Below are 25,592 nucleotides of genomic sequence, written 5' to 3'. Positions count from 1 at the left end.
CATGGCTAAGATCATCGGTGGTATCACCACATCACATATTCCGCTCATCGGCAAAGCTATCGCTGAAGGCTCGCAGCAGACCCCATACTGGAAGCCTTTCTTTGATGCTTACCCGCCTATTCATAACTGGCTGGAAGAAGAGCAGCCCGACGTTGCCATCGTGTTCTACAACGATCATGGCCTGGAGTTCTTCCTCGATAAAAAACCCACTTTTGCCATTGGTGCTGCCGAGGAATACCATAATGCCGACGAAGGCTGGGGTATCAACACCATCCCGCCAATCAAGGGCGCGCCAGAACTGTCATGGCACATCTGTAACCAGCTGGTTGAAAACGAATTCGATATTACTATCTGCCAGGAAATGAAGGTCGACCACGGCCTTACCGTACCAATGCAGCTGATGTGGCCAAACAACAGCTATGGCCATATGAAGGTGATCCCGGTCTGTATCAACGTTGAGCAGCACCCGATGCCATCCCCAAAACGATGCTTTGATATGGGCAAGGCACTCGGTGATGCAATCCGTTCTTTCGATAAAGATCTGAAGGTGGTAATTCTGGGTACTGGTGGTTTATCCCACCAACTTGATGGTGAGCGTGCTGGCTTTATTAATACCGAGTTCGACCGCTACTGTATGGACAAGATCATCAGCGAGCCAGAAGCCCTGACCAAACTCAGTATCCGCGATCTTGTGGTCGAGGCCGGATCCCAAGGCCCTGAGCTGATCCTCTGGCTGGGCATGCGCGGTGCACTATCCGACAATCTCAAGGTGCTATCCAGCAATTACCACTACCCAATCTCAAATACGGGTGCGGGCACCATGCTTATCCAAGAGCAGTAACCATAATTCATTACTTCATGCCCTCAATTTTACAAGGCTGCTGGAAACAGTAGCCTTTTTATATCCTGTTTGATTATTAGCTCTGAGTGAATATATTTTGATACAATTTCCCATGTAATAATCCACTTTAATTTTCGTAGAAATTAAACATTCCTCACAATTTTAACCCTTCCCTCTCAATAAATAACAGCAATTTTAATTTAGCAATAGGTTAATTTTATACCCTTTGCAATTTATTTATTTCTCATCAACAAAAAGCATGTCTAACCTATTTGACGTAAACAAAATGTTAATAACAATTTGATCTGAAGTTGTGGTCAATCTTTACCAATAACGTAAATAATAGGAACAGCACATGAAGTTCTTTAAATCGATTGCTTTACTTTCTTCACTCCTTATCACACCTCACATTTCTGCCGCTAACATAAAAATCAATATCGGTCATGTTGACTCCCAAGAATGGACAGTTTCAAAAAAAGGGGCAGCAACTCAGGTCTTCAAGAATTTAGTTGAGGCTGAATCTGGCGGCCGTATTCAAGTCGATATTTTCCCAGCGGGCCAGTTAGGCGGTGAAACCGAATTACTCCAGTCGGTACAAGAAGGGATGTTAAGCATGACCATCGTATCCGGCGCTTTTTCCAAGGTATGCCCAGAAGCCGCCATCATCGAAATCCCCTATTTATTCCCTTCTTCACCAGTCGCTTGGGAAGTGCTGGACGGTGAATTCGGCCAAAATCTCAGCGAGCACTGCCGCCAGTTAACTGGTTTGAAAACATTAGCTTATGGTGAAACAGGTTTCCGTCATTTTACCAATTCGAAAAAAGAAATTGCTAAACCAGAAGATCTCAAAGGCATGAAAATGCGTGTGATGCCAAACCAGACTTTTATCGAATTTATGAAAGTGCTTGATGCCATGGCTACACCGATCGCCGCACCAGAACTGCCTACCGCATTAACCACTGGCGTCATCGACGGTCAGGAAAACCCTGTCAGTGTGATTGTTGAGAAAAAGCTCTATGAACTACAGAAATATATTACTTTGGATGGTCATGTTTACAGTGCTGACTTCTTAGTCATTAATGACAACTTCTACCGCTCACTGAATCAGATAGATCGTGAAATCATTGATCGTTCAGCTAAAATTGCTGGCACAGTTGGTCGTGCTATCCAGCAAATCAATTCAGCTCAAGGTCTAGAAACCATTATCAAAGAGGGCATGAATGTTCGTGCACTTAATTCCGAAGAGCTCGATGCTTTCCGAATTGCTTCACAACCAAAGATGCTCACTTGGTTAGCCACTAGAATAGATCCAAAGTGGATAAAACAAGCGCAAGCTTCAGTAGAGAATGCAAGCTCGAACATTTAATAGCTCACTGTTTTAAATATACATCATAAATAATAAATATATCTATAAGGTTGAGTACATTCACATTTACTCAACCCACAACGTCCACATCCAATAACCAAGAGTAAAAAAATGGAACCACTACGAATAGGGCTTATAGGCTGCGGTGTTATCAGTGATATCTACCTTAGAACCTGCCAGAAATTTGATATTGTTGAAATAGTTGCTTGTGCCAGCTTAGATATTAACGAATCGAAAGCCAAAGCAGAAAAATATAATATTGCCAAATACTGTACGCCTGATGACGTTATCAATGATCCCGATATTGATGCCGTTCTTAACCTGACGATCCCTGCCGTGCATGGTGATATTTCCCTAGCTGCGGTCAAAGCCGGCAAACATGTCTACTCCGAGAAGCCATTTGTTACCGATTTAGAACAAGGCAAAGCGATCCTAGCCCTTGCCAAACAGAACAATGTCTTGGTGGGTAACGCGCCAGATACTTTCCTTGGTAGCCGGATCCAAACCTGCCGCAAATTGCTGGATGAAGGTATTATCGGTGAGCCCATTGGTGCCACTGCGTTTGTCGGTACCCATGGTGTAGAGCGACATCACCCGAACCCTGATTTCTACTACAAGCCGGGCGGCGGTCCGCTGTTTGATCTTGGTCCTTACTACCTAACATCTCTGATTTCGCTGCTCGGCCCCATCAAACAATGTGCTGGCATGGCGAAAAAGTCATTCGAACAGCGCTTGATCGAATCCCAGCCTCGTGCCGGTGAACATATCGATGTTGAAGTCGACACCCACATCTCCAGCTTGTTGGAGTTCAAGAGCGGTGTTTCTGCCATGATGCTCACCAGTTTTGACATTTGGGATTCAGAGTTACCTCGGCTGGAGATCTACGGTACCAAAGGCACCCTGTGTATTGCCGATCCCGATCCAACCGACGGAACCAACATTTTCGGCGGAGACGTGCTATATCGCACCCGTGACAACGCACGTTGGAATTATCGCCCTCGCCAGCAAGGGTTGGACAATTGGAGCGTGGCGAAAAATCAGCACAACTTCTCGGATGACTCCCGTGGCCTAGGTCTGGTCGACCTCGCGTATGCGGTAAACAACCAGCGGCCAGTCCGTGCGAGCGGAGAAATGGCACTGCACGTCTGCGAGGTCATGGAGGGCATTATGCTCTCGGCGAAAACCGGTGCTTACCAGCAGTTAACCACCGAGTGTGATATCCCTGCTGCGCTGCCTGCTAATTTCCCAGACAGTGAAGTCGGAGTCCACCCTGCTCAGCAAGAAACAAACGCCGTACTTTAACGACCTCACTCACTGATTGGTTTAACACTATTTCTAGGACCTTGCCCAACAAATGACAAGCAACCTTGTTGGGCAATTACACGGAGCTGCTTAAATGAGCATTCAAACATTAAAATTCTGCGCCCCTTTTTTCAAAGCGACCTTAATCGACAATGAATCCCAGTATACGGTGAGCAAAAACAGTATCCTACTTAACCTGTCTGATACCCCGATCAAAGCCAACACCCAAAGTATCGCCTTTTACGAGTCAAAAATTGTCAACAACATTGAGTTGAATAATATCGACCGCATTGTGCTGATTGAACAATTCGATGCCTACCCGAACGAAGCCAAACTCTTTGAAGAGATCAAGCAGACATGGGCATTGGCTTATGATGCGCGGGGGGAAGAGCGTCTGAAAGGAGTGCCATTCTGGATGTCACCGAAAGATACCCTCGGCAACATCAAATTCAGCATGTACTTTGCAGGTCGAGTACCACTTCAGGTGGGATTGCATCAAACCCATGTCGGCTTCAATAACCTTAAGGAAATCCACACCCAAATTGTCGGTTTCGGCAAGATGCAGCAGTGTTTCGAAAAGGATATCAATACCTTGTACTTAGAAGACACACTTGCTCCAGGAGCCAGCCACAAGCCTATGTACGATGAAAATGGCCGTTACCCGTGGCATCAGTATGAAACCATTACCCAGGGGGTATTCATGGCTATCGAAATGGAGATGTCTCCTTCTGAGCAAACCGAGCCTCAAAGCGAATCACTTGCAGCCCACTAAGGAACTCACCGAGATGAAAGAAAAATTACTTCCAAGCGATTTAACTTTTGCTGGCCCTTATCCGCGATTATCTCGCCGCCTCCGTTTGGGAATTGTAGGTGGAGGGCGGATCTCTGTTACCCAATCAGCCGCCGCCAGATTGAGCAATTATTGGGAAGTAACAGCCGGTGCGCTATCCTCTGATCCCGCCAAAGCAAAAGCCAAGGGGGCACAATGGTATTTACCCGAAGACCGCTGTTACACCTCTTTCAAGGAAATGGCCAAAGCCGAAGCTGCCCGAGAAGATGGCGTCGACGCCGTAATGATAACGACACCCAACCATCTCCATTATGAAGCAGCAAAAACCTTCTTGGAGCACGGTATCGATGTGCTGTGTGACAAGCCACTGACCAATGAACTGGATGAAGCCATTGATTTAATCCATCTTGCCAAAGAGACAGGGCTGGTATTCGGTGTCTCTTTCGTTAATACCTCTTTCCCTATGGTACGTCAGGCCAAAGCCATGATTTCCCGTGGTGATATCGGCAACATCAATCAGATCCATGTCGAATTCATGCAGGACTGGATGATGAACGAAAGTATCAATGAAGCTGAACATGTTAAATGGCGGCTTGATCCGAAAAAGTCAGGCTCAACTAGTTGTACCGGTGATATCGGTACCCACGCCCAAAACCTGGCGACATTTGTTACCGGTTTGCCTATGACTGATATTCTGGCCCAGATGCATGTTTGCGGTGCCCCTAAAGCACTGGAAGATACGGTGATGATGATGACCAAATTTAATCACACTATTCCGGGAACCTTGATGGCAACCCGACTGGCACCGGGTAACCGTGGTGGCCTTCGCCTGCGAGTATATGGTGACAAGGGTGGCATTGAGTGGGATATGGAACATCCGGAACAGCTCAAATTCAGTATCCACGGTGAAGCTGACCGGGTACTTTCTCGCGGTCAAGGGGGTGAACTATTCCCTTCCGTCGAGCGAACCACGCGTTTGGCGCGCGGTTTTACCGAAGGTGTCATTGAAGCTTGGGCCAATCTCTATACCGAATTTGCGCTGGCAGTGGCTGCACGCAAAGATGGCACTGAGGCACCAGCAGATTGGCTGCTTTTCCCTCGAGTTGAAGCCGGCGCAGCAGGGGTGAAATTCTCTGATGCCACGGTAGAGTCGCATCACCAAGGTGGTTGCTGGGTTAATTGTGAGCTGACGCTTTAACCGATCTTGCACCGTCGAATCTCTATGAAAAAGGCACGAGTAGATGCTCATGCCTTCTTTTATTTCATCCAATACGTACTATAGGTATGCTTTGCCAGTCATCGAAAGATGTGTATTTTCACGATTGCAATAACAGCTAAAACCAAAACGGTTGAAATAAGCATTTTCAACTTTCTGTTTTCTTTCTTGATGTGTTCTACTTCGTCTATAAGAATATCTAGCTTTGCTGACTCTACTGGTTTCATTATTAATGTATTGAGTTAGTTTAATTACTAGGGATACTACTGATTAAATTATGCTCTTTCAAATATCTGAAGCAGAGTGTTTAGCGTCCCGCAAACATTCAAGTAGAAACCATAGCCTTCCCACAAAACATAAACAACTGAATTTATTGCAATTTAATTCATCTTCACATTTACCAGCTAGGTATGAAAGGACTTACCGATTATAGCAATAGGCAAAGCCTAATTGTTACAACGATAAACTGCATGTAATATTCGATCGAACTCAAAGAAAGTGTTTTTCTTTTTAGGGTGTCTATATTCCTTTTTAGTTGTGCTAATGCGCTCTTTTATCCAAATACTTTTGGAGCGGGCCTCTACAGCCCGCTTGTTTTTATTATGATAAGATGGTCATTAAAATTAAGCGATGGCATTCGCTGGCTTCAACTGACGTTTCGGCGCCGCAGGGATCAGCTTCATCTTTCTTGCAAACTGGTTGCCAAATACCCCGCCCGCGATAATGGTCGCAAAGAAAATCCAGCCCGATAGCGAAAAATTGGCAATCGGTGTATAAAGCGCTCCAACATTACAGCCGTTAGCAAAACGGGTTCCCAACCCCATTAACACGCCACCAAGGGCAAACAGCATGTACTGCTTCAACGAGTAGCGGGCTGCAAATGGAGAGCTGAATTTGCCTATCCACAATACGGCGACCAAAGTGCCCAACAAAATACCCAAGTTCTGTACCGATACGCCATGTTCAAAAAACGGCGTGGTAAAGGCTTGTGCCGGGCGCCCAGTAAATGAAGTGATCGCTTCAATATCAATTCCGATAGCAAGCAGCGCCTTGCCGAACCAGAAGCCAAACGGCGATGATGCCCCCCAGCCTGCGGAAGTGGTCGCCATCATCACGCCGAAGATCAACGCGATAACCAATATAGCAAAATTCATGCTCCACAGGCTGCTAAGCCATGAAAAACGCTTAACTTCTGCCGAGCCTAAATTTTGGGGAGCCCTTTTCTGCTCCGCTTCGACACCTAGATAAGTCCCTTCTTGCTGGCGCTTGTGCTGGTACTTCTTGGCAAGCCAAACGGTAACAACTGCAAAACCAATAGTCGCCAACACTGACATCAAATAGCCGTTCAGAGGCCCCCATGCAAACAAGTCAGGCAGGAACACCCCCTGACCTTGGTAACTGGCCGTCGAGAACAGTGTTTCCGTCACTAAAGGCGACGACGATTGGATCGGGAAGCCGATAAACACACCAAAACCAAAAGCCACCAAGGTGGTCAACGCCCTTGGCACATCACTGACCATCTCGACCATTACCCCAGAAGCACAGCAGCTGGAGAGCGTCATACCAAAGCCGAACATCAGGCCACCAATGACCAAACCGGCATTAATCGGGTTCACCCACAGGTTATAACTTCCCGGCTCAGCGCCATATAGAAGCCCAGCATTGATAATGGCGGTAACCACAAACAATAGCATCAATGCTTGCATCAACTGGGTTGATCCCCGGCGGTAAGCTCGGTTAATACTGCCTGCAAACCCAATCGCCCCTTTGGTCAGGGCAATACCAAGTCCTAAACCCAGCAGAAGCCGCAAAAAGACAGCTTGATCCAGTGCTAATGCACCAGCCAAAAGGATCGACACGGCTAACGCCATGCCTACATATAATTGTTTAACGCCACCCATTTCGTCGCCCTGATCGTATGAAAAATGCAGAACGACATACTAGCGGCAGCTTCTAACTAATAGTTAACATATTAATTTATGAATCATTCCCACAAGACATAAGTGAAAAATCGCAACCACGTTAGACTAAAGGTTAATATCAAAAGAATACACAACTGCATACGTGCTAAATGTTATTTAGCCTCGAAGTAAGATCTAATGAAAATCCGCCATTTTCGTTAGAAATAAACGGCAAAAGATAGAATCATCGACAAAAAACATCACCAGTAACATTAAAATAAGATTTTTCCCTGCTTTACATCACCCAGCATTTAGCCCCTAAATACCGTCAAATAGTCCCTTTGCTATTCAATAATTGAATAGCTACTGTCTTTTTCTAATTAACGACATTATCAGCGTAATGCTAAATTCAAATCGTATTTTACAAATAATTAACACATTAACTAGTGGTCCTCATTCGCCGCCTTTCCCTAGCTGTCTTGGGGCGTGAATGTTGAAAAGTTAACAATAAAACTGCACGACATCTTTTGCTAAACAAATGGACGTTTGAAAATGAAAAAGATATTCAAAGCAACAACTACCGCTGCCCTCACCTCTCTTCTATTGAGCTCTAACGCTTTTGCTGCTGATGTCACCCTACGCTTTGGCCACTTTTGGCCTGCGGTGTCGGACATCCACAAAGAAATTTACCAAGAGTGGGCCAATGAAATCGAAGCCGACTCCAATGGCCGTATTAAAGTGGAGCTTTATCCCGCTTCAATGCTAGCCAAACCACCAGCCCAATATGATGCGGTGAAACATCGAATTTTGGATGTTACCGCTACGGTTCAAGGCTATTCGGCTAACCGCTTTCCGCTCACACAGATCGTTGAACTCCCTGGGGTTGTGCAAAATGCTTCACAAGGCTCCTGCGTGATCCAAAACCTATATGAGGAAGGCGCGTTCGGTAACGAATACAAAGACTCCAAACCGCTGTTCCTGTTTACCCATGGTCCAGGCCTGCTTCATGTCAAAGGCAAGAATATCGAAGAGCCAAGTGATCTAGACGGCTTGCGAATTCGCCGCCCAACCGCCGTTGTTGGTAGCTTGCTGGAAGAGCTTGGCGCATTGCCTGTCGGCATGCCAGCACCTGAGTCCTACCAGTCTATGCAGCGTGGCGTGATTGATGGTGTCGCTTTACCGTGGGAAGGCGCTAAAGGCTTCAAACTCAATGAACTGGCGGACAACCACACTGAAGTGGGTGGCCTCTACTCGTTGGCTTTCCTTGTCACCATGAATACCAGCGTTTACAACAAGCTGGATCCCGAGCTCAAAGCTGTCATTGATAAGCACTCTGGAGAGAAATGGTCGAACATCGCTGCCAGCGTATTCGATCGCCTTGACCAAGAAGGCCTTGCCGATGCCAAAGCCGACAACCACAACATCTACCGTGTTGACGCCTCAAGCAACCAAAAGACATGGCAACCGATCTTTGAGCAAGTGACGGAGAACTACCTTTCCCAGCTCGAGGCCAAAGGGCTACCCGCGCGTAATGTCTATAACCGGGCAATGGAACTGTCTACCACTTGTAGCTAACTCGCGGATTCTAGAAAGGCCTCAAATATAAGGAAATACGATCATGAAAGGGATCATCAACCTGATTAATCGCTGTGCCTATCTGCTACATCTGGCCAGTGGCGCGATATTGGTCTCAATGATGTTCATCACTCTCAGTGATGTGCTAACGCGAGCCATATTCAACTACTCAGGCGGCAGTGTTGATTTTACGTTTGTCGGCGGGGTGGAGCTGATTAAATACGGCCTATTGTTTGCCATATTATTTACCCTTCCTCATTCTGTCGGCAAATCTCAGGTCATTGTTGACTTGTTTACCGAAAAGATGAATCACCGCCTCAAAATATATCTTGAGGCCTTCTATACCCTAGGCTTTTCACTTCTCGGTGCAGGTATGTCAGTACGATTCTACCAAGCCATTGAATCGGTGAGAATGACAGGGGAAACCACCCAAGATCTCCATATTCCATTGCACTATGTGTATACCGTTGTGCTCATTGCTACCAGCCTGCTTGCCCTGAGATCACTGATTATTGCTATTGAACTGGTCAGCCATCAAGGCAGCGATATAGCATCGTGCGAGGATACGGAAACCTCCTCAGCAGAAACACCTTCGAGCTCTGAAGCGACACATCAAACCCAAAAAGGAGAGCTAGCGTAATGGAATCTTCAACTATTGGCTTGATTTGCATCGCTTTGATGCTGGTGATGATTGCTTTTCGCGCCCCAATTGCCCTCTCTATGGCAGTCACTGGGTTTGTCGGCTTTGGCTCTATCGTCGCTTTCCCTTCAGCTGTGGCGATCCTCGATAGCGGCCCTTTCGAAACGCTGTCGAACTACAGCTATAGCCCGATCCCGATGTTTATTTTGATGGGGGTATTTGCCTCAAAAGCACAAATGTCCCAGGAGCTGTTCAATGGTGCCAGAACCCTATTTGGGCGCTGGCGCGGGGGAATGGCACTCGCAGCCGTCACCTCGTGCGGGGTCTTCTCGGCGATTTCCGGTTCCTCGCTAGCAACGGCGGCCAGTATGTCCCGTGTCGCGCTGCCTGAGATGGAAAAGAACGGCTACTCGATGTCACTGGCAACGGGTACCCTTGCCGCCGGCGGTACGCTGGGTATCATGATCCCGCCTTCTATCGCCTTGCTGCTCTATGCCCTGATCACCGAGCAATCAGTAGGCGATATGTTTATCGCAGGGGTTATCCCGGGTTTATTGGGCTTGTTCCTCTACTGCGCCACCATTGCGATTACAGTTTGGCTCTATCCCGATCTTGCCACTCCGGGACAAGAAACATCACTGTTAGAAAAGATTAAAGGCTTGAAAGGCTTGGTACCCTTCACCGGGATCTTCGCTTTCATCATCTGCGGGATCTACTTTGGTCTGTTCACCCCGACTGAAGCTGCGGCGATTGGTGCCGCCGGCACCCTGGTAATGGCCATATTCCGAGGGATGAGCTGGCAGCAATTTCTCGAATCCGTCGAAGAAACGCTCGCCATATCTGCCATGATCTTTTTCATGATTATCGGGGCTGAGATCTTTGGTTATTTCCTGTCGGTCTCGCGTATTTCCTACTCGCTGGTAGATTTTGTCGATAGCCTGCAACTGTCGCCGTACATGGTGTTGTTTGCCGTTCTCCTGCTGTTTGTATTGCTGGGCTGCGTGATGGACAGTATCGCTATGCTGCTGCTTACCGTACCTGTGGTCTACCCGCTTATCGAAGCCGCTGGCTTTGATCCAATCTGGTTCGGTATTGTCGCAGTCATTACCGTTGAGCTCGGGCTTATCACTCCCCCTGTTGGGATGAATGTCTTCGTCATCAAGTCGCTGGCTCCCGGTGTATCAATCAAAGACATGTACAAAGGCGTGATCCCATTTGTGTTATCCGATGTCACCCGATTGCTACTTATCATCGGCTTCCCATCTCTGGCACTGGGATTGTTGTAAACCCAAGTCATAGTAATCCAATAACTGCACCCATAAATAGTGCCCCGTAGTTATTGCCACTGCGGGGCATAACCTTCCCCTACACATAGTCACCATGGAGAAAGCAATGAGAGATCTTATCTCGCGTAGCGTTGTGCGCGCAATTGCTGTTGTATTTGCACTATTCTTTTCATTTACCGCCAAAGCCCAAACCGACGTCATACTGCTGGGTACGGGAACGCCGGTGCCTGATGCCTCCCGCTCAGGACCATCGACGGCAGTCGTCTACAACAATAAAGCGTTTGTCTTTGATGCTGGCGGCGGGATGGTACAAAAAGCCATTGAAGCCGCCGAGCAAAAAGGCATCACCGCACTTTATCCGACCAATATCCAACATGTATTCCTGACCCACCTACATAGCGATCATATCCTGGATGTATCTGAGTTAGCAGCGACTTACTGGTGGCGCCGGGATGAAAAATTATCGATCTACGGGCCTATCGGCACCGAAAAATTTGTCACTGGCTACTACGACATGCTGTCGGTTGATATCGGTTTGCGCACCAGTGGCAAACAACCCGTCAAGAACCCTACCCTCTATCAAGTGAATGTGACCGAATACACTGAAGGCAATATTGTTTACCAGCAAGACGGTGTCACCATTGAAGCTTTCCGCGTTCCCCATGGCGATATTCGCCCAGCCTTTGGCTACAAGGTAACAACACCGGATAAAGTCGTGGTGATCAGTGGTGATACAGCTTTTTCGGAAGAAATGAAAACCATAGCCAAAGGAGCCGATGTTCTGGTGCATGAAGTGATCAGCGAGCAGGGCCTATCGAAGCTATCGGCCTTTTGGCAGAAGTATCACTCCACCAGCCACACCAAAACCGGCGAGCTCGCCCAAATTGCCAACGAAGCCCAACCTAAGCTGCTTGTTTTAAGCCATATCCTCCATTACAGCGCTCCGGTCGAGTCAGTATTGGACGAAGTACAGGCTGGCTATAGCGGCAAGGTCGTCATTGGTAATGACCTCGATATTTTTTAAATCTAGCCGTTAGAACTCTGTCTCGAACGGGTTAAGCTCGCGGAATGCCTTCGGGCTTAACCCTGATTTTTTCTTGAAGAACCGCGAAAAGTAAGCAGGATCTTCAAAGCCTAGGTTATAGGCCACTTGATCAACGTTGATCTGGGTATACAGCAAACTGCGCTTTGCTTCGACAAACAACCGCTCCGAGATGATCTGCTTCGCTCCCACTCCTTTTGCCTTTTGGCACAGTCGATTCAACGTCGAAACAGATACCTGTAATTGTCCGGCATACTGAGCCACACCCCACTGTTGGCGATAGTGCTTTTCAATCAATTGCTGGAATTGATAATAGCTGGAATGTAGCTTTTGCGACGCCACATGCTCTGCCTCGCTATACTCGATTTCCCGATATATCGATAGCAAAATCATTTTTGCCAGCCACTCGACTGCATGACGTTTTCCGGCATAGCGGGTATCGGACTCTAGTGACAATAAATTGCAATATGTTTGTATCTGGGCATTGAAGTCAGTTTGGCCTGAAAAGGTAATGATCCGCGGAGCATCAAGCACCGCATTGAAATAGCCGCTGACCTTCGAAGCCGCGGATTGGTGGATAAGCGGTTCGGCGATACTCAATACATACCCTTGAGTCTGCGGCAAGAATACAAAGCCATGAACAACCCCAGCAGGAATAATCACCGCACTCTCTCCAGTAACGGTTAACTGTTTATTATCTAATACAATTTCTGCCGCCCCGCCGCTAATAAGCAATAACTGGAATAACTTGCCATGGCGATGTGGTTTAATTTTCCAGCCACGCTCAGCACTTCTCGCCGCGATCGTTTCAATATGGATAAATTCAGAATCGTCACTATCACTTTCCTCGCCATAGAGAAAGAAGCGTGGGATGGCTACCTGCTCGATCATTTACTTTATTTCCTTATCCACCATGACGAAAAAGTACAAGAATCTGCAGACAATGTGAATGGCCGAAATCACATATTTTTAACAAACTACAAACACAACAAGAACACAACGAAAAAACGACAGTAGGAGTACTACAAATGGAAGTCATCACTACACAAGTTGCCATTATTGGCTCTGGCCCATCAGGTTTGCTGCTAGGCCAACTACTGGCAAAACAAGGAATTGATAACATTGTTATTGAACGGTCAAGCGCTGACCATGTGCTATCCCGGATCCGGGCTGGGATCCTCGAACAAGGTTTTGTCGATTTGATCCGAGAAGCAGGCTGCCATGATCGCATGGATGTAGAAGGGCATAGCCATGATGGCTTCCAGATCAGTGTCGATGGCAAGGGCACCCGCATTGATCTTCGTGAGCTAACCCAGGGAAAAGTGGTCACGTGTTACGGCCAAACGGAAATCACCCGTGATTTGATGGACGCCCGTCATGAGGCAGGGCTCACCAGCTATTACAATGCCCCCGTGTCGGAAATTGCCGATGCCGACTCATCCACCCCTTCGGTCAAATTTGAATACAACGGCAAACAATACCAAGTGAAGTGCGATTTTATCGCTGGCTGTGATGGCTTCCACGGCGTTTCCCGCCCAACTATCCCTGACTCTATCCGCCATGAATATGAGCGCGTGTATCCGTTTGGTTGGCTAGGACTACTGAGCGATACCCCGCCAGTGGATGACGAACTGATCTACTGCAAGCACCCGCGTGGCTTTGCACTCGCCAGCCAACGTTCTGCGACCCGCTCCCGCTATTATCTCCAAGTGCCATTGACAGACAAGATCGAAGAGTGGAGTGACGAGCGGTTTTGGGATGAGCTCAAAGAGCGCCTCCCCGAGGATGCAGCCAAGCGGTTACAAACCGGCCCGAGTATTGAAAAGAGCATCGCACCTTTGCGCTCTTTCGTCTGCGAGCCGATGCAGTATGGCCGACTGTTCCTTGTCGGTGATGCCGCCCATATCGTGCCACCAACAGGTGCTAAAGGGCTTAATCTCGCGGCATCAGATGTCGCTACCCTGTATCAAATCATGACCCGGGTATATAAAAACGATGATATGGAATGCATCGAGCAATACTCTGATATCTGTTTGCGCCGCGTTTGGCATGGCGAGCGTTTTTCCTGGTGGATGACCAACATGCTGCACGATTTCGACCAGTTAGATGTCGATCATACCGGCGCTGATATTTTCAATCGCCTGATGACTTCCGAGCTCGATTACTACCTCAACAACCCAGCCGGAAAAGTCGCTATTGCCGAGCAGTATGTCGGGTTGCCTTATGAATCGCTGAAGTAGCTCTGTGTTAAATAAAGGGGCCCTCTTCACACATCCTGAGGGCCCTTTTCATTCACATTTTCAAGCTAACTTCTTTTGCCTAAACCAGAGACTACTTGTCAAAGTATCCCGCTCTAATCGTTGCACCAATAAAATTACACAGTAATCGCTCAGCATGGATCATGGATATATTGCCAACATCGCAAGACGGGGTGATCTCGACCAAATCCATACCCACGACCCGTCCTTTTTTCACCAATCCATGTATCAGCTTGTGAAGTTGAACCCAATTTAATCCGCCGGGAGTTTGAGCCAGTACAGCTGGCATAATGGTAGGATCGATACCATCGGCATCAATCGTTAAATAATACGTGCCGCCGTCAGGAATCGTTTTTAAGACTTCTTCCATGCCTAAATCATGGAGCTGATATGCGGTGGTAATCGAGCATCCGTGTGCGATGGCATCATTCACTTCCTGATTCTTGGCACTGCCTATTCCCCGCATACCAATCTGGTGGATGCCTTTAATGTGAGGAAGCTCGGAAGCACGACGGATAACACTGGAATAGCCGTTTTTCTCCCCGTTGATTTCATCACGCCAGTCCAAGTGGGCATCTATGTGGATCAAGGTAATTTCTTCATCCAATACATCTAGTGCCTTTAAAATAGGAATAGGCACACCATGATCGCCCCCTAGCGTAATAAGCACTGAGTCAGCGGCAAAAATAGTACGGGCAACTTGTTCTGCTTTCTCATAGTGCTCACCGGGGTTAAAGCTAGAAGTAACATTACCGCAATCAACAATCTTGATATCTTTACCATCTAACAAGGTTCCCCCCAAATCGAAGTCGTAATTCCCCAAGGTCATCTCAACTTCCGTGAGCGTTGACCAGTTACGAATATGATCAGGCGCCAAGCTCTGATCATTGGCCATCCCGTCAACGCTGTATGGCATGCCATAAGGCACCCCTAGAATCGTAATATCTGAAGAGAAGTTTTCAAAATCGTTGACAAAAGGAAAGTCGAGGAAGGTCTGTGGTGACTTCGATGGTACTTGTGTGAGTGGCTTGGTCATGGTGAAAGATCCCTATCAGTTCATGTGTTTTCGACTTGATAGTAATCCTCCCGACAAGTTGCATAAAACTAAATATTCTTATATATCTTTAGTAAAACTAAAGGTACTAGGTGGTAAAAATGCTCGATCACAAGGAGATGGAAACCTTAATCGCTATCGTGGATGGTCAAAGCTTCGATAACGCCGCTCGCCATTTACATATATCGCCCGGCGCCGTATCTCAGCGGATTAAATCGCTGGAAAACCGGATAGGACACTCGGTCTTAGTCCGCAGCACACCGCCACAAGCAACTGAGGTAGGCAAGCAAATTCTGAGCTACGCTCGCCGTATGCTCTTACTGCAAAATGAGATGAACCATGCCCTGAACCATGGTTCGGATAACAATTCCCTATCCCTTGCGATTGCAGTCAATCATGATAGCTTAAGCTGCTGGTTTATGGATGTTTTAGACCAGTTTAGCGAAACACCAAACCTGTCTTTTGATATCCGAACATCAAATACAGTCTCAACCCAAGCATTACTCAAAAGTGGTGAAGTCATCGCTGCTATCACCTCGAAAGCCAATCACATAGGTGGATGCAAAACCCGATACCTCGGCAAATTGGAATATCTTCCGGTATGCTCTCCGTTATATTGTGATCACTATTTCAAAAACGGCATTGGCAAGGAACAACTCGCTTCAGCTCCCATCGCCATTTTCGACCGAGATGATGACTTGGTGGATAAGTATTTATCGATTCATGGTGTAGAACGTAAACAGCAAAGAACCCACTACCTTCCTAGCTCTCATGCGCTTCTCGATGCCGTCGCTCGCGGAAATGCCTGGACTATGCTTCCTAAGCTCCTGATAGAAGAGCAGCTAACATCCTCTGATTTAATAACTCTTTCCCCTGATTCCATCTTTGTAGAGCTTTATTGGAACACCTGGGAGCAAGAGTCAGAAATCGTAGCCCAATTAGAACGGACAGTCCTTTCACTAGCTCAAAGAAAATTAGTACAACCTTAATGGTCATATCATCTCTTTACTCACAAGAAACAAAAGCCTCCAATGCTGTATTGGAGGCTAATGATAATTGAATCTGAGAGTTTAACTGCTCAACTAGCAGCCATTAAATCTCAACCATGCTGGTAATCGAATCAAAGAAGCCTTTACCAGCTTTCTTAGTGTCTGATGGAATATCTACACCTGCAGCTTGATAACATTGGGCGACAATATTATTTTCACTCACATTATCACAGCGTTTGAGGTGCTCGTCTAACTTAGACTGCTCCCCCATGCTACGATACAAGGCAATATATTCTGGTAAGAATGGCTGATCGGAACCTATTGCAGCTTTCGCTTTATCCAATACCTGTTCGGCTTTTTTATGCTGATTTTGCGCCCGGAAAGCTTGCGAAGCTAACGCGAATGTCTGAATAGAGGCGTAATCCCAATTCTTAATTAATGCCAGATTCTGCGCCGCTTTGTCAGGCTTGTTTTGTAATTTTCGAACGGTGTAATACGCCAGTCGTGGATAGGCATGAGAGCTTGTTGGACCAGAAACCGCTTGGCGAGCCAGTTTTTCAGCCTTCTCTAAATCACCAAATTCAACAGCTCTCATTGCTTCAGAAGCTGCCCAGTAATTCTTCTGTATCTGCTCTGCCTTACCTGAACGAAGTGTTTTATTCAGCCTTTCCGTAGAAAAGTCACGTCTACGCTCTTTACGATACTCACGTTTTACATAGTGATTAAGATCCTGCTTTCTTTCACTGGGTGAGTTATGTCGCTCAGCAAAATCTTGCAAAAGACGTGTTGCTGCTTCATTTGCGGCCAAATAGCCTAACGTCTCCAAGTTTGATCCACTTATGTTTTTATTTGCCTTACTAGCCATACTGACAAAGCTTTGGAAATCCTGCTTTTTGGCCGCTAACTGCTCTTTATTGAACACCTGGCTGCTTTCAAGCCGATCCATCACATCATAATATGCCCTAGCGCTGTAACCCGCTTTGACCATTAAGTCGACACCAAGTAGATCGGCCTCATCTTCATCTTGTCGGCTCATAGAAGAACTCAGCACATCTCGACTCAGGCGGTTGATTGTCATTCCCATCCGATACGAGTCTGATACTAATTTTTGGGCACTTGCCGAGTTTTTGGAAGCTAACTTAAGGCCATCGGCTGTTTTATGCGTCTCTAAATCCCCAACAACTGCAGAGACCATAGCAACATTTGCAGCCTTGCTCACCAAAGCACTTTGCTTAGCGAAGTACTCGTTAGTATTGTTATGCTCTAACAGAATATGGGACAACTCATGAGCGATAATAAACGCTAATTCATCCTCAGATTCTGCGTCTCCCAAAACTCCCTGGGTAATTACAATCGTATCTGTCGTTGCTAAAGCGGAATAGTTTCTATCCGCTGAAATAACGACTTTAATATCTTTGTCGACCGGTTGCTCCCATTCAGCAAGGATGTTTGCCAGAATCTCATTCAAGTACTTTTCAGCATAAGGGTTGGCTATGAGGTTTTTATCAGCGGCTGCACGATAGAAGACCTTTTCTTTTTCTGTTTCTTCAGTATTGCGCACCGTAGCTTCTTCATTCACTACCGGTTGATTGGTTTCCGGTGTGAGAGAGTGAATATACTTCCCTTCCACTCCCTCATAAGTACTTCCTGTCAGGGTTTTTAAACTATCAACAGCACAACCAGATAGCATTCCAGACATAACCAACAGTGCAATAAATTGACGCATAATTAACACCCTTCTCCCAGTCCATATGTAGAGAACACTTGCTTATCAGACTTTCTAGAAATTGTTTTTTGATTAGTACAAACAACGGATGCTACAGCTTTTTGACTTAGTTCAACCTCAGTAATGTGAACCCATTTTTCATTACCAAGGTGTTTAAACATAACCATTCCTTCTTTTTTATCGTAGCTTGAAACGATAACCATCTCGTCTGATGGGTTCGGAAGGCTTTTTTTATCAACATCACTACAGTCCAAATTACCATCACAGATTTCAACAGAATCCATCAGGAAATCCAAAATCAATACCTTGTCCTCCGCAACAGTTGGAAAAGCCGTTAAAACTGTGACAAGACCTAACCCTAACCACCTTTTGTTATGGCGAAACATAGCTACTCCTTTATCTATTGTTCAGTGTTTTGATTGAATGGATATAACAGGTAACTTTCTCTCTGACACGGTTTGCTTTGTTAGTTGCAAACTTCTTAACAGCTTCAAGAAAGTAGAAAAGAAATATAGGCAGATCCAAAAATAGGATCATTAATAACCCATACCAGTTAGGTGCACCAACTTTCAAAATAAAATGGCATACCAAAACCGAAGTGACTATCAGCGCAACGATACACACTGTGGGTTTAATACCGGAATATATCTGGGTTCTGGAATTGAGCGTCTCACCGTCGGCGAGTTCATTCTCCAGATGCGTATAGCGATACCAGATAACAAGAAACAGCACTCCAACTTGGACAAGAATTTCTACAATATCAGCAAGACTTAGATTAAAGAGGCCAATCTTTTCAGGAACATGCCAATAATCCGCATCCAGATTGATTAAATTGTCCAGTGCCATTGCATGGTAGTACACACCAGGTAAACTGCCATGAACTGGAGAACGAACAATATCGGTACCTCCAGGAAGAAAATACCCAACAAGTACCAGTCTATTTTCTATTGCTTTCCTTAACGACTCTGACTTAAGAGCACCAGATTCCAATAACTTAGAGGCTGAAACAGAGAGAAATGGTGGGCACCTTTGCCTAAGACCTTCATCCAATGTTTTATCACTCTGAACACCTTGAGTAAGGCTTAACTTAAGCAGTTCCCAAAACTGTGAAAACTGACTGTTGGACACTTGCCCGCATTCATGACTTAAAGGGAAATAGTTATTTTGCTTACCATCAAATTTATTCGTCCACTGAACCATCATTGGATCGCTAAAGCTATTTTTTTGCTCTTCGGGTGAACTGCATCGACCTTTTTCTTCTTCACACCATACTTGGTACAGTGACATGGCTGCCGTTTCAGATTTATTTCCGTTCCAATCAACATATAACGGATAGTAATGCTGGTAACCACTCCAAGAAACCGCAGTTAGTTGACTGACTTTAGATATTTTGTAGCGAAGGGATGTTTCATCATTCAATATAGATTCTGTGTCATAGTCCGTGTCGCTACTCATAAATACGGGAACCTCTTGAGACCCCAATGTTTTTAACCAACGATCTAAGCGAGGAGAATGTTCATAGTGCTGAAGAATATCAAAAAAAACTGCCTGTGGTTTATGGGCACTAATAACCCTCAGTAAGTTAGACAGATTTCGATAAGTCACAGGATACTTTTCTGTCTGGCGCAGAAAAGTATCGTCTATCAGTATGACTGTGACGTCCTGTGAAACATCATCCACATAAAAGGGGGACCATAGCCGTAGAATATGGTCCTCATAATGCTTTTCTGCCGCATTTCTAACGCCAAGAGGGTCAACAACAAATGCAAATAAAATCATTGCTGTTGTTATAACAGCACGAAATAAAACTGTCTGATTAAAAGCCATAAAAACGTTGTTTATTCTTCCATGAATAAATATTTATTAGTATTAAAAAAGCTGATTTATATATTTATAAGCTTGGACTGATTTCATCCAAATGTAATTAAATGTTAGCAGCTGAATCACACCTCATATGCCACACGTATCACATTTTTGTGATATCAATCCAAAAATATCGCCTGATGTCTTTTAATTTATTGATATTAAAATATAAATGCCCATTTTATTTTTAATGAATACAAATAAAATAGACACCCCAAAACGTCAATAAATTGACTTTAGAGCATGCATACACTCAATATAACCAATTCACATTATAAGAACTTTCCGCTAAGTTCTTAGTTCTTTTAAAAGTCAGACTATAAGAACAATCAGAGCAGCCAAATATTTCATCAGAGCGCTTTTGTTTCATAACATAAAATCCCCCGCTTTTTCTCACAACTTTGATGCATCAATGTTTCAAACAGACTAAATGTTCAGGTTGCACTTTCACAAACGTTATATGAAAAAGCCTGACGCTTTCGCATCAGGCTAATGTCGTTGACGGAACGGCCGGGCTGGCGCTCCAGCGGAACTCATTCGACCGAAGGACGAACGCCAATTTCGAAGCATACAAAAAACGACTGAGCCTTCAGTGTATTGGCGGAGGGCTGGGGCTGGGGTCGCACTCGACCGGGACTCATCAGTCCGCAGGACTGACGCCAGAATCAACAGGTACAAAAAAGGCCCAGTCTTTCGACTGAGCCTTCATGTAGTGGCGGAGCGGACGGGACTCGAACCCGCGACCCCCGGCGTGACAGGCCGGTATTCTAACCAACTGAACTACCGCTCCAATTCTGTATGACACTCGGCTAATTACCCAGTATCTAGAATGTGGCGGAGAGATAGGGATTTGAACCCTAGATACGCTACAAACGTATGCCGGTTTTCAAGACCGGTGCTTTCAACCACTCAGCCATCTCTCCGTAAGTGCGGCGTATAATATCGGGCACTCAGGGACTTGTAAACACCCAGAACGACTGACTGCTCACAATACAGCCGATAATTCAATATTTGAGAATTAAGCACTCACACAGAGAGAATAAAATCGAAATTTCCGACCTTATCTTTCCCACTTCCAACAGGATCAAACTGGAGATGCTGGCGTTCTCGCCCACCCCACCATTCGTTACCCGTTTGCCCTTTGAGGTAGAGCTGTGTCGTTAAGAGTTCTTTATTACCACGCCAAAGTTTGACATGAATATGGGGTGGACGGCCGGTATACGGCACAGGATAGAGAGTACGAAAACGGTATTGGCCATTACTGTCGGTTTCTACAGCACCAAAACCGGCAAAGTGGCGATCAAAAGCCTCATTATTAGGTTGCTGTGGGTGATCATAAACGCCATTGCCATCGCATTGCCAAATTTCCACTTTTACTCCAGATAGCGCTTGGCCATCTGTGTCTATCACCCGACCAAGTAAATCGATCGGCTCCCCAGCCAAACCTTCCTCCTGCAAAACTAAATTGGCTCTCAGTGGAATAGGTGTAACAGGATAAAAGGGCCCTTCAGCCTGCGAAGGGGTCGCAACAGCAGGCGTTTTTGCCCACAATGGTTTCACAAACAATACCGACCACAGTGCTAGAAAATGCCGCCTATTCATCCCTTATCTCCTTTGCTGGCTTTCTTACAGTGTGGCAGCACATAGATAATTTGCTCATAAGATCGCAGTGCATTAACCTGCAGCCTGTGCCACGATAATAAAAAAGCAGGAGTTGAAATGACCCTTTCACAAGCAACTTTAATCCTACCCGCACAGATGCTGCCAGGAGGCGTGGCCCCTTCAGCCAATGATTTCGGCTTCGAGCATGTCGACAAACAACGCCTTGAATGTGATGGCAGCGTTACCTTAACTGAGTTCACCTTCCATTCGCCTTTAGGGACTGTCGACAAAATTGAACGCGTTAGGACATTTGATAAGGCCGCTGAGCATTTTCTCTGGCACCTCGCCAAAGGTACGCCTTACCAAATTACCAAGCTGTTCAGTAACGGTAGCCAAACAACAAATAGTTTTTTATACCGAAACAACAAGTTAACCTCGCAACCGTTCCCTTTGGTTGAGATCCTTGCCAATACCTAAAACCTAATAAGCACTTAGCAGCATATTTTTGTTCAACCATGAAGCTCATCCCATAAACGCATCACGAGTTATGACTATAATTCAAACACGTGTTTAAAAGGATGTTTACTATGTTGCTCTACAAAACCGTGGTTGGAATCAATAAACAGCTCAACAAACTCATCACGATTCCTTTCCCCGAACTCGAAATGGGTACCAATAGCGTCGCCAAAGCCGGTGAGCTTATGGCCGCAAAAGGCGCTCAGAAAGTGCTCATTGTTACCGATGCCATGATTCACTCACTCGGTCTCACAACGGCTTTATGTAACGCCCTGAAAGACCAGGGCATTGAATATGTCATCTACGATGAGGTAAAACCCAACCCGACCATTGCCAATGTCGCAGTGGGTGCGGATGTGTACAAAGAGCAACAATGCAACGCCATTATTGCCATTGGCGGGGGCTCACCGATTGATTGTGCTAAAGCGATAGGTGCAAAAATCGTGAGGGACAAGCCTGTACGAAGATTGGCAGGAAAGCTCAAAATCAGAAAGAAGTTACCACCGTTCATGGCTATTCCAACCACAGCTGGCACAGGCTCGGAAGCGACCGTTGCGGCGGTCGTCTCGGATCCAAGTGCACGTGAGAAGTTTGCCATTGTCGATCCGGCAATTCTGCCAGATGTCGCCCTGATAGATCCGACGCTGATGGTCGGACTCCCTAAACCCATTACTGCCGCAACCGGTATGGATGCGCTGACCCACGCTGTTGAGTCATATATTGGCACCTACCATACCCCGCTAACTGTTAAATACGCGATCCAAGCAACCGAGAAGATCTTCAAATATTTAACTACCGCTTTTGAGGATGGCCATAACCTAGAGGCAAGAGAGCAAATGGCGATTGCCTCCTACGAGGCAGGATGTGCTTTCACCCGAGCATACGTTGGCTATGTCCATGCCTTTGCCCACCAGCTAGGCGGCATGTACAACATTCCCCATGGTCTGGCAAATGCCGTCCTGCTTCCAGAAGTACTCAAACTGCTAAAACCCTACTGCGAAAACCGGCTACAGCTCCTCGCCGAAGCCATTGGCCTAAACACCGCAGAAGACTTCATCGTCGCAGTGACAGAACTTAACAAGGCGTTGGAGATCCCAACCTCTTTCCCAGAGCTGAAAGCCGAAGAGATCCCGCTTATAACCCAGCGTGCACTGGCTGAAGCCCACGGTACTTACCCAGTACCGGGGTACCTCAGCCAACAGCAAGGCGAAGCGCTATTGACGAAGTTTGTTGCTAAGGAATAACGAGAAAACAACAACGCCCCAGCATTTCTGACGAGGCTTCAGTGTAGTGGCGGAGGGCTGGGCTTGCATCCAAGTGGACTCGATGGTCCGGCATCACGGTGGGGACGCCTAGTTCCGCAGACAAAAGTGCGCAGCACTTTCGGGAGTGGTAAATACGAAAAAGCCCGACGCTTTCGCATCGGGCTAATGTCGTTGGCGGAGCGGACGGGACTCGAACCCGCGACCCCCGGCGTGACAGGCCGGTATTCTAACCAACTGAACTACCGCTCCAATTCTTTATAAAGCTCAACCTTGGTCAAACTTTTAGAATGTGGTGGAGACGCTCTTGGTATGGAGGATTTGAACCCTGCTTACCCAAAAGGTCAAATAACCAGTATGACTACTGACTATTGAAATGTGGCGGAGAGATAGGGATTTGAACCCTAGATACGCTACAAACGTATGCCGGTTTTCAAGACCGGTGCTTTCAACCACTCAGCCATCTCTCCGTAAGTGCGGCGTATAATATAAAGCTTGCCGTAATGTGTAAACCCCCAAAATGTTCGTTTGCTCACACATTAGACAACAAAGAGCCAATCTATCCGTTTAATCAACAAAATCACATAAAAAAGTGTGTGATCATACTGACTTGAGTGGGATTCCCGAACCCCAAAATGCCTGTTTAGGTCTCTGCTCTTGCTTAACCAGAGCACGAAGAGACTCAGGAAAAAGGTTCCACTGCTCAATTTCCTTGCAAGGTACCCAGAAAAACTCGAGATGAGCTTCATTGGAAACAACAGGGTCTCTATGCGATAGACCCGTTTCAACCTCAAACAGCAAGTTGATTTCAGTCTGTGGCTGCCCCTCAAGGAACCATTCGTTTTCAGCCGCACCAATAAATTCACCGACGTTGGCATTTATTGACGCTTCCTCGAACAATTCACGGGCCAATGCTACCGGCGCCGATTCGCCAAACTCTATATGCCCACCGGGCAAGAAAGTCATACTATCGCCAATCGCCCTGACCAAAAGGATACGGTCTCCATCGCGGATCACCCCGCGAGCAACATAATGAAAAGCCACTTTATCTTCCTGTTTGTCGTTTTTATGCCATGTTACCGCAGTGCTCTACGGGCCCGAAGCTTTTTACTTTACCGGCTCTTTGAGTTATCAATGCTCTGTAACAGATAAATACTTCAAACCAGCTATATTTACAGCTAACCTCTTTTTACCTCAACAAACATAAGATTGATAACAATGAAAATTTTCAGCAATTTCGAAAGTGGTAACATCCATATCGTCAGTGCCGATTCACCAGACAACATCCAGCTGACCATCCCTGCCGATAACCAGTCAGATATCTCGCAATGGTTCCATTTCCGCCTCGAAAGCGAGCCCCAGAAGCAACACCAGTTCTCAATCTTAAACCTGGCTAAGTCTGCCTACCCGGAAGGCTGGCAAGACTATGACGTTGTCGCCTCATACGACCGAGAAGAGTGGTTCCGTATTCCTGCTGAGTTTGATGGCGATACCCTAAGCTTCAAGATGATCCCAGAGTACGGCTCGATGTATTTCGCCTACTTCGCACCATACAGCTACGACCGCCACCAAGACTTACTGCACCAGGCACAAAGCCAGTTCAGCTGCAAACTGGAAACCCTTGGTGCGACCCTTGATGGCAACGACATGAGCTTGCTGACCATTGGCGAACCGTCAGATGAGAAGAAAAACATCTGGATCATTGGCCGCCAGCACCCGGGTGAAACCATGGCCGAGTGGTTTATCGAAGGCCTATTGCAGCGCCTGCTTGATGATACCGACACGGTTGCCAAAGCCCTGCTAGACAAAGCGGTATTCCATATCGTGCCAAACATGAATCCGGACGGCAGTATCCGTGGCCACCTGCGAACCAATGCCATTGGTGTCAACCTAAACCGCGAATGGCAAACCCCATCAATGGATAAGAGTCCAGAGGTTTTCCTTGTCCGCGAGCGAATGCTGGCGACTGGCGTCGATATGTTCCTCGACATCCACGGTGACGAAGCGATCCCGTATAACTTCGTAGCAGGCAGCGAAGGGATCCCATCTTACAATGAGCGCCATGCCGCATTAGAAAATGCGTTCAAGGCTGCTTTATTGACCATTACCCCAGAATTCCAGGTAGCCCACGGTTACGACAAAGACGAGCCTGGCAAAGCTAACCTGGCCATTGGCTCCAACTGGGTTGCCGAGCAGTTCAAGTGCCTGTCTTACACTATCGAGATGCCATTTAAAGATCACATCAGCCACCCTGATGAGTTCTACGGCTGGTCGCCGGAGCGCAGCGTCGCCTTCGGCCAGGATGTGCTTGCAGCCGTGTGGGCTGTGGTCGATCAGATCTAACGCCTTCTTTAAACACAAAA

General features: G+C 46.5%; 22 protein-coding genes and 4 tRNA genes. 14 read left to right on the top strand and 12 right to left on the bottom strand.

What is annotated here, in order from left to right; all coding sequences use genetic code 11:
* The first annotated feature begins 1 nt into the window (after position 1).
* From ACXAD4_RS24055 to ACXAD4_RS24035, 5 genes are all read left to right on the top strand, one after another.
* Entirely contained in the window at positions 2-841 is an 840-nt protein-coding gene (locus ACXAD4_RS24055) for a class III extradiol dioxygenase family protein (protein WP_475244563.1), read from the top strand.
* A 355-nt stretch (positions 842-1,196) separates the two neighbouring features.
* Positions 1,197-2,207, top strand: a complete 1,011-nt coding sequence (locus ACXAD4_RS24050) for a DctP family TRAP transporter solute-binding subunit (RefSeq protein WP_475244562.1) — start codon at positions 1,197-1,199, stop codon at positions 2,205-2,207.
* A gap of 111 nt (positions 2,208-2,318) precedes the next feature.
* Complete coding sequence (locus ACXAD4_RS24045) at positions 2,319-3,509, top strand: Gfo/Idh/MocA family protein (protein ID WP_475244561.1); 1,191 nt, start codon at positions 2,319-2,321, stop codon at positions 3,507-3,509.
* Positions 3,510-3,603: 94 nt separating this feature from the next.
* Positions 3,604-4,281, top strand: a complete 678-nt coding sequence (locus ACXAD4_RS24040) for a hypothetical protein (protein ID WP_475244560.1) — start codon at positions 3,604-3,606, stop codon at positions 4,279-4,281.
* A 13-nt stretch (positions 4,282-4,294) separates the two neighbouring features.
* Positions 4,295-5,497, top strand: coding sequence for a Gfo/Idh/MocA family protein (locus ACXAD4_RS24035; protein WP_475244559.1), 1,203 nt, complete (start codon positions 4,295-4,297; stop codon positions 5,495-5,497).
* 641 nt (positions 5,498-6,138) lie between these two features.
* Here the strand turns inward: ACXAD4_RS24035 and ACXAD4_RS24030 are convergent.
* A complete protein-coding gene (locus ACXAD4_RS24030; protein WP_475244558.1) occupies positions 6,139-7,416 on the bottom strand; it encodes a YeeE/YedE family protein in 1,278 nt (425 codons plus the stop codon).
* Positions 7,417-7,968: 552 nt separating this feature from the next.
* Between ACXAD4_RS24030 and ACXAD4_RS24025 the strand changes: the two genes are divergently transcribed.
* The 4 genes from ACXAD4_RS24025 (at position 7,969) to ACXAD4_RS24010 (ending at position 11,941) form a co-directional block, all read left to right on the top strand.
* A complete protein-coding gene (locus ACXAD4_RS24025) occupies positions 7,969-8,991 on the top strand; it encodes a TRAP transporter substrate-binding protein (protein WP_475244557.1) in 1,023 nt (340 codons plus the stop codon).
* A gap of 43 nt (positions 8,992-9,034) precedes the next feature.
* Positions 9,035-9,631 (top strand): TRAP transporter small permease, encoded by a 597-nt coding sequence (locus tag ACXAD4_RS24020; RefSeq protein WP_475244556.1) that lies wholly within the window; start codon positions 9,035-9,037, stop codon positions 9,629-9,631.
* A complete protein-coding gene (locus ACXAD4_RS24015; protein ID WP_475244555.1) occupies positions 9,631-10,917 on the top strand; it encodes a TRAP transporter large permease in 1,287 nt (428 codons plus the stop codon). The genes ACXAD4_RS24020 and ACXAD4_RS24015 overlap by 1 nt, the downstream gene beginning before the upstream one ends.
* A 106-nt stretch (positions 10,918-11,023) precedes the next feature.
* Positions 11,024-11,941, top strand: coding sequence for an MBL fold metallo-hydrolase (locus ACXAD4_RS24010; protein ID WP_475244554.1), 918 nt, complete (start codon positions 11,024-11,026; stop codon positions 11,939-11,941).
* A gap of 9 nt (positions 11,942-11,950) precedes the next feature.
* Here ACXAD4_RS24010 and ACXAD4_RS24005 read toward each other — a convergent pair whose 3' ends face one another.
* A complete protein-coding gene (locus ACXAD4_RS24005; RefSeq protein WP_475244553.1) occupies positions 11,951-12,850 on the bottom strand; it encodes a helix-turn-helix domain-containing protein in 900 nt (299 codons plus the stop codon).
* Between the two features lie 137 nt (positions 12,851-12,987).
* Between ACXAD4_RS24005 and pobA the strand changes: the two genes are divergently transcribed.
* Positions 12,988-14,199 carry a 4-hydroxybenzoate 3-monooxygenase gene (pobA, locus tag ACXAD4_RS24000; RefSeq protein ID WP_475244552.1) on the top strand — a complete coding sequence of 404 codons (1,212 nt, stop codon included), beginning with the start codon at positions 12,988-12,990 and terminating at the stop codon, positions 14,197-14,199.
* A 91-nt stretch (positions 14,200-14,290) separates the two neighbouring features.
* On the opposite strand, the gene ACXAD4_RS23995 is transcribed toward pobA, so the two are convergent.
* Entirely contained in the window at positions 14,291-15,253 is a 963-nt protein-coding gene (locus tag ACXAD4_RS23995) for an agmatinase (protein WP_475244551.1), read from the bottom strand.
* A gap of 119 nt (positions 15,254-15,372) precedes the next feature.
* Between ACXAD4_RS23995 and ACXAD4_RS23990 the strand changes: the two genes are divergently transcribed.
* Positions 15,373-16,260 carry an ArgP/LysG family DNA-binding transcriptional regulator gene (locus ACXAD4_RS23990; protein ID WP_475244550.1) on the top strand — a complete coding sequence of 296 codons (888 nt, stop codon included), beginning with the start codon at positions 15,373-15,375 and terminating at the stop codon, positions 16,258-16,260.
* 103 nt (positions 16,261-16,363) lie between these two features.
* On the opposite strand, the gene ACXAD4_RS23985 is transcribed toward ACXAD4_RS23990, so the two are convergent.
* The 6 genes from ACXAD4_RS23985 to ACXAD4_RS23960 form a co-directional block, all read right to left on the bottom strand.
* Positions 16,364-17,986 (bottom strand): M48 family metalloprotease, encoded by a 1,623-nt coding sequence (locus tag ACXAD4_RS23985; RefSeq protein ID WP_475244549.1) that lies wholly within the window; start codon positions 17,984-17,986, stop codon positions 16,364-16,366.
* 2 nt (positions 17,987-17,988) lie between these two features.
* Positions 17,989-18,372: a hypothetical protein gene (locus ACXAD4_RS23980; protein ID WP_475244548.1), complete on the bottom strand. Its 384-nt coding sequence runs from the start codon at positions 18,370-18,372 to the stop codon at positions 17,989-17,991.
* Positions 18,373-18,382: 10 nt separating this feature from the next.
* The gene (locus tag ACXAD4_RS23975) at positions 18,383-19,813 is read right to left on the bottom strand and encodes a CHASE2 domain-containing protein (RefSeq protein WP_475244547.1); all 1,431 of its coding nucleotides are present in this window, start codon (positions 19,811-19,813) and stop codon (positions 18,383-18,385) included.
* A gap of 749 nt (positions 19,814-20,562) precedes the next feature.
* A tRNA-Asp gene (locus ACXAD4_RS23970) sits at positions 20,563-20,639 on the bottom strand.
* Positions 20,640-20,681: 42 nt separating this feature from the next.
* Positions 20,682-20,772 (bottom strand) — tRNA-Ser (locus ACXAD4_RS23965).
* A gap of 103 nt (positions 20,773-20,875) precedes the next feature.
* Positions 20,876-21,451, bottom strand: coding sequence for a dioxygenase family protein (locus ACXAD4_RS23960; RefSeq protein WP_475244546.1), 576 nt, complete (start codon positions 21,449-21,451; stop codon positions 20,876-20,878).
* Between the two features lie 117 nt (positions 21,452-21,568).
* Here ACXAD4_RS23960 and ACXAD4_RS23955 point away from each other — a divergent pair, with 117 nt between their 5' ends.
* Positions 21,569-21,928, top strand: a complete 360-nt coding sequence (locus tag ACXAD4_RS23955; RefSeq protein WP_475244545.1) for a hypothetical protein — start codon at positions 21,569-21,571, stop codon at positions 21,926-21,928.
* Between the two features lie 110 nt (positions 21,929-22,038).
* Positions 22,039-23,211 (top strand): iron-containing alcohol dehydrogenase, encoded by a 1,173-nt coding sequence (locus ACXAD4_RS23950; RefSeq protein ID WP_475244544.1) that lies wholly within the window; start codon positions 22,039-22,041, stop codon positions 23,209-23,211.
* 193 nt (positions 23,212-23,404) lie between these two features.
* On the opposite strand, the gene ACXAD4_RS23945 is transcribed toward ACXAD4_RS23950, so the two are convergent.
* From ACXAD4_RS23945 to ACXAD4_RS23935, 3 genes are all read right to left on the bottom strand, one after another.
* Positions 23,405-23,481: transfer RNA gene (locus ACXAD4_RS23945), tRNA-Asp, on the bottom strand.
* A gap of 127 nt (positions 23,482-23,608) precedes the next feature.
* Positions 23,609-23,699 (bottom strand) — tRNA-Ser (locus tag ACXAD4_RS23940).
* 130 nt (positions 23,700-23,829) lie between these two features.
* Complete coding sequence (locus ACXAD4_RS23935) at positions 23,830-24,273, bottom strand: NUDIX domain-containing protein (protein ID WP_475244543.1); 444 nt, start codon at positions 24,271-24,273, stop codon at positions 23,830-23,832.
* Between the two features lie 174 nt (positions 24,274-24,447).
* Between ACXAD4_RS23935 and ACXAD4_RS23930 the strand changes: the two genes are divergently transcribed.
* Positions 24,448-25,572 (top strand): M14 family metallopeptidase, encoded by a 1,125-nt coding sequence (locus ACXAD4_RS23930; protein ID WP_475244542.1) that lies wholly within the window; start codon positions 24,448-24,450, stop codon positions 25,570-25,572.
* Positions 25,573-25,592: the final 20 nt, after the last annotated feature.

The organism is Photobacterium sp. AWH4_225, from assembly GCF_056158405.1.
The sequence above is the reverse complement of the archived record's forward strand: the minus strand, read 5'-3'. Positions and strand labels throughout refer to the sequence as shown.

What these genes read in the sequence shown, in the direction of transcription:
- ACXAD4_RS23995 (WP_475244551.1), bottom strand. Translation starts at nt 15,253, where the DNA reads ATGACCAAGCCACTCACACAAGTACCATCGAAGTCACCACAGACCTTC.
- ACXAD4_RS23975 (WP_475244547.1), bottom strand. Translation starts at nt 19,813, where the DNA reads ATGGCTTTTAATCAGACAGTTTTATTTCGTGCTGTTATAACAACAGCA.
- ACXAD4_RS23985 (WP_475244549.1), bottom strand. Translation starts at nt 17,986, where the DNA reads ATGCGTCAATTTATTGCACTGTTGGTTATGTCTGGAATGCTATCTGGT.
- ACXAD4_RS23980 (WP_475244548.1), bottom strand. Translation starts at nt 18,372, where the DNA reads ATGTTTCGCCATAACAAAAGGTGGTTAGGGTTAGGTCTTGTCACAGTT.
- ACXAD4_RS24045 (WP_475244561.1), top strand. Translation starts at nt 2,319, where the DNA reads ATGGAACCACTACGAATAGGGCTTATAGGCTGCGGTGTTATCAGTGAT.
- ACXAD4_RS24030 (WP_475244558.1), bottom strand. Translation starts at nt 7,416, where the DNA reads ATGGGTGGCGTTAAACAATTATATGTAGGCATGGCGTTAGCCGTGTCG.
- ACXAD4_RS24025 (WP_475244557.1), top strand. Translation starts at nt 7,969, where the DNA reads ATGAAAAAGATATTCAAAGCAACAACTACCGCTGCCCTCACCTCTCTT.
- ACXAD4_RS24055 (WP_475244563.1), top strand. Translation starts at nt 2, where the DNA reads ATGGCTAAGATCATCGGTGGTATCACCACATCACATATTCCGCTCATC.
- ACXAD4_RS24050 (WP_475244562.1), top strand. Translation starts at nt 1,197, where the DNA reads ATGAAGTTCTTTAAATCGATTGCTTTACTTTCTTCACTCCTTATCACA.
- ACXAD4_RS23960 (WP_475244546.1), bottom strand. Translation starts at nt 21,451, where the DNA reads ATGAATAGGCGGCATTTTCTAGCACTGTGGTCGGTATTGTTTGTGAAA.
- ACXAD4_RS24040 (WP_475244560.1), top strand. Translation starts at nt 3,604, where the DNA reads ATGAGCATTCAAACATTAAAATTCTGCGCCCCTTTTTTCAAAGCGACC.
- ACXAD4_RS24010 (WP_475244554.1), top strand. Translation starts at nt 11,024, where the DNA reads ATGAGAGATCTTATCTCGCGTAGCGTTGTGCGCGCAATTGCTGTTGTA.
- ACXAD4_RS23950 (WP_475244544.1), top strand. Translation starts at nt 22,039, where the DNA reads ATGTTGCTCTACAAAACCGTGGTTGGAATCAATAAACAGCTCAACAAA.
- ACXAD4_RS23955 (WP_475244545.1), top strand. Translation starts at nt 21,569, where the DNA reads ATGACCCTTTCACAAGCAACTTTAATCCTACCCGCACAGATGCTGCCA.
- ACXAD4_RS24015 (WP_475244555.1), top strand. Translation starts at nt 9,631, where the DNA reads ATGGAATCTTCAACTATTGGCTTGATTTGCATCGCTTTGATGCTGGTG.
- ACXAD4_RS24035 (WP_475244559.1), top strand. Translation starts at nt 4,295, where the DNA reads ATGAAAGAAAAATTACTTCCAAGCGATTTAACTTTTGCTGGCCCTTAT.
- ACXAD4_RS24020 (WP_475244556.1), top strand. Translation starts at nt 9,035, where the DNA reads ATGAAAGGGATCATCAACCTGATTAATCGCTGTGCCTATCTGCTACAT.
- pobA (WP_475244552.1), top strand. Translation starts at nt 12,988, where the DNA reads ATGGAAGTCATCACTACACAAGTTGCCATTATTGGCTCTGGCCCATCA.
- ACXAD4_RS23990 (WP_475244550.1), top strand. Translation starts at nt 15,373, where the DNA reads ATGCTCGATCACAAGGAGATGGAAACCTTAATCGCTATCGTGGATGGT.
- ACXAD4_RS23930 (WP_475244542.1), top strand. Translation starts at nt 24,448, where the DNA reads ATGAAAATTTTCAGCAATTTCGAAAGTGGTAACATCCATATCGTCAGT.
- ACXAD4_RS24005 (WP_475244553.1), bottom strand. Translation starts at nt 12,850, where the DNA reads ATGATCGAGCAGGTAGCCATCCCACGCTTCTTTCTCTATGGCGAGGAA.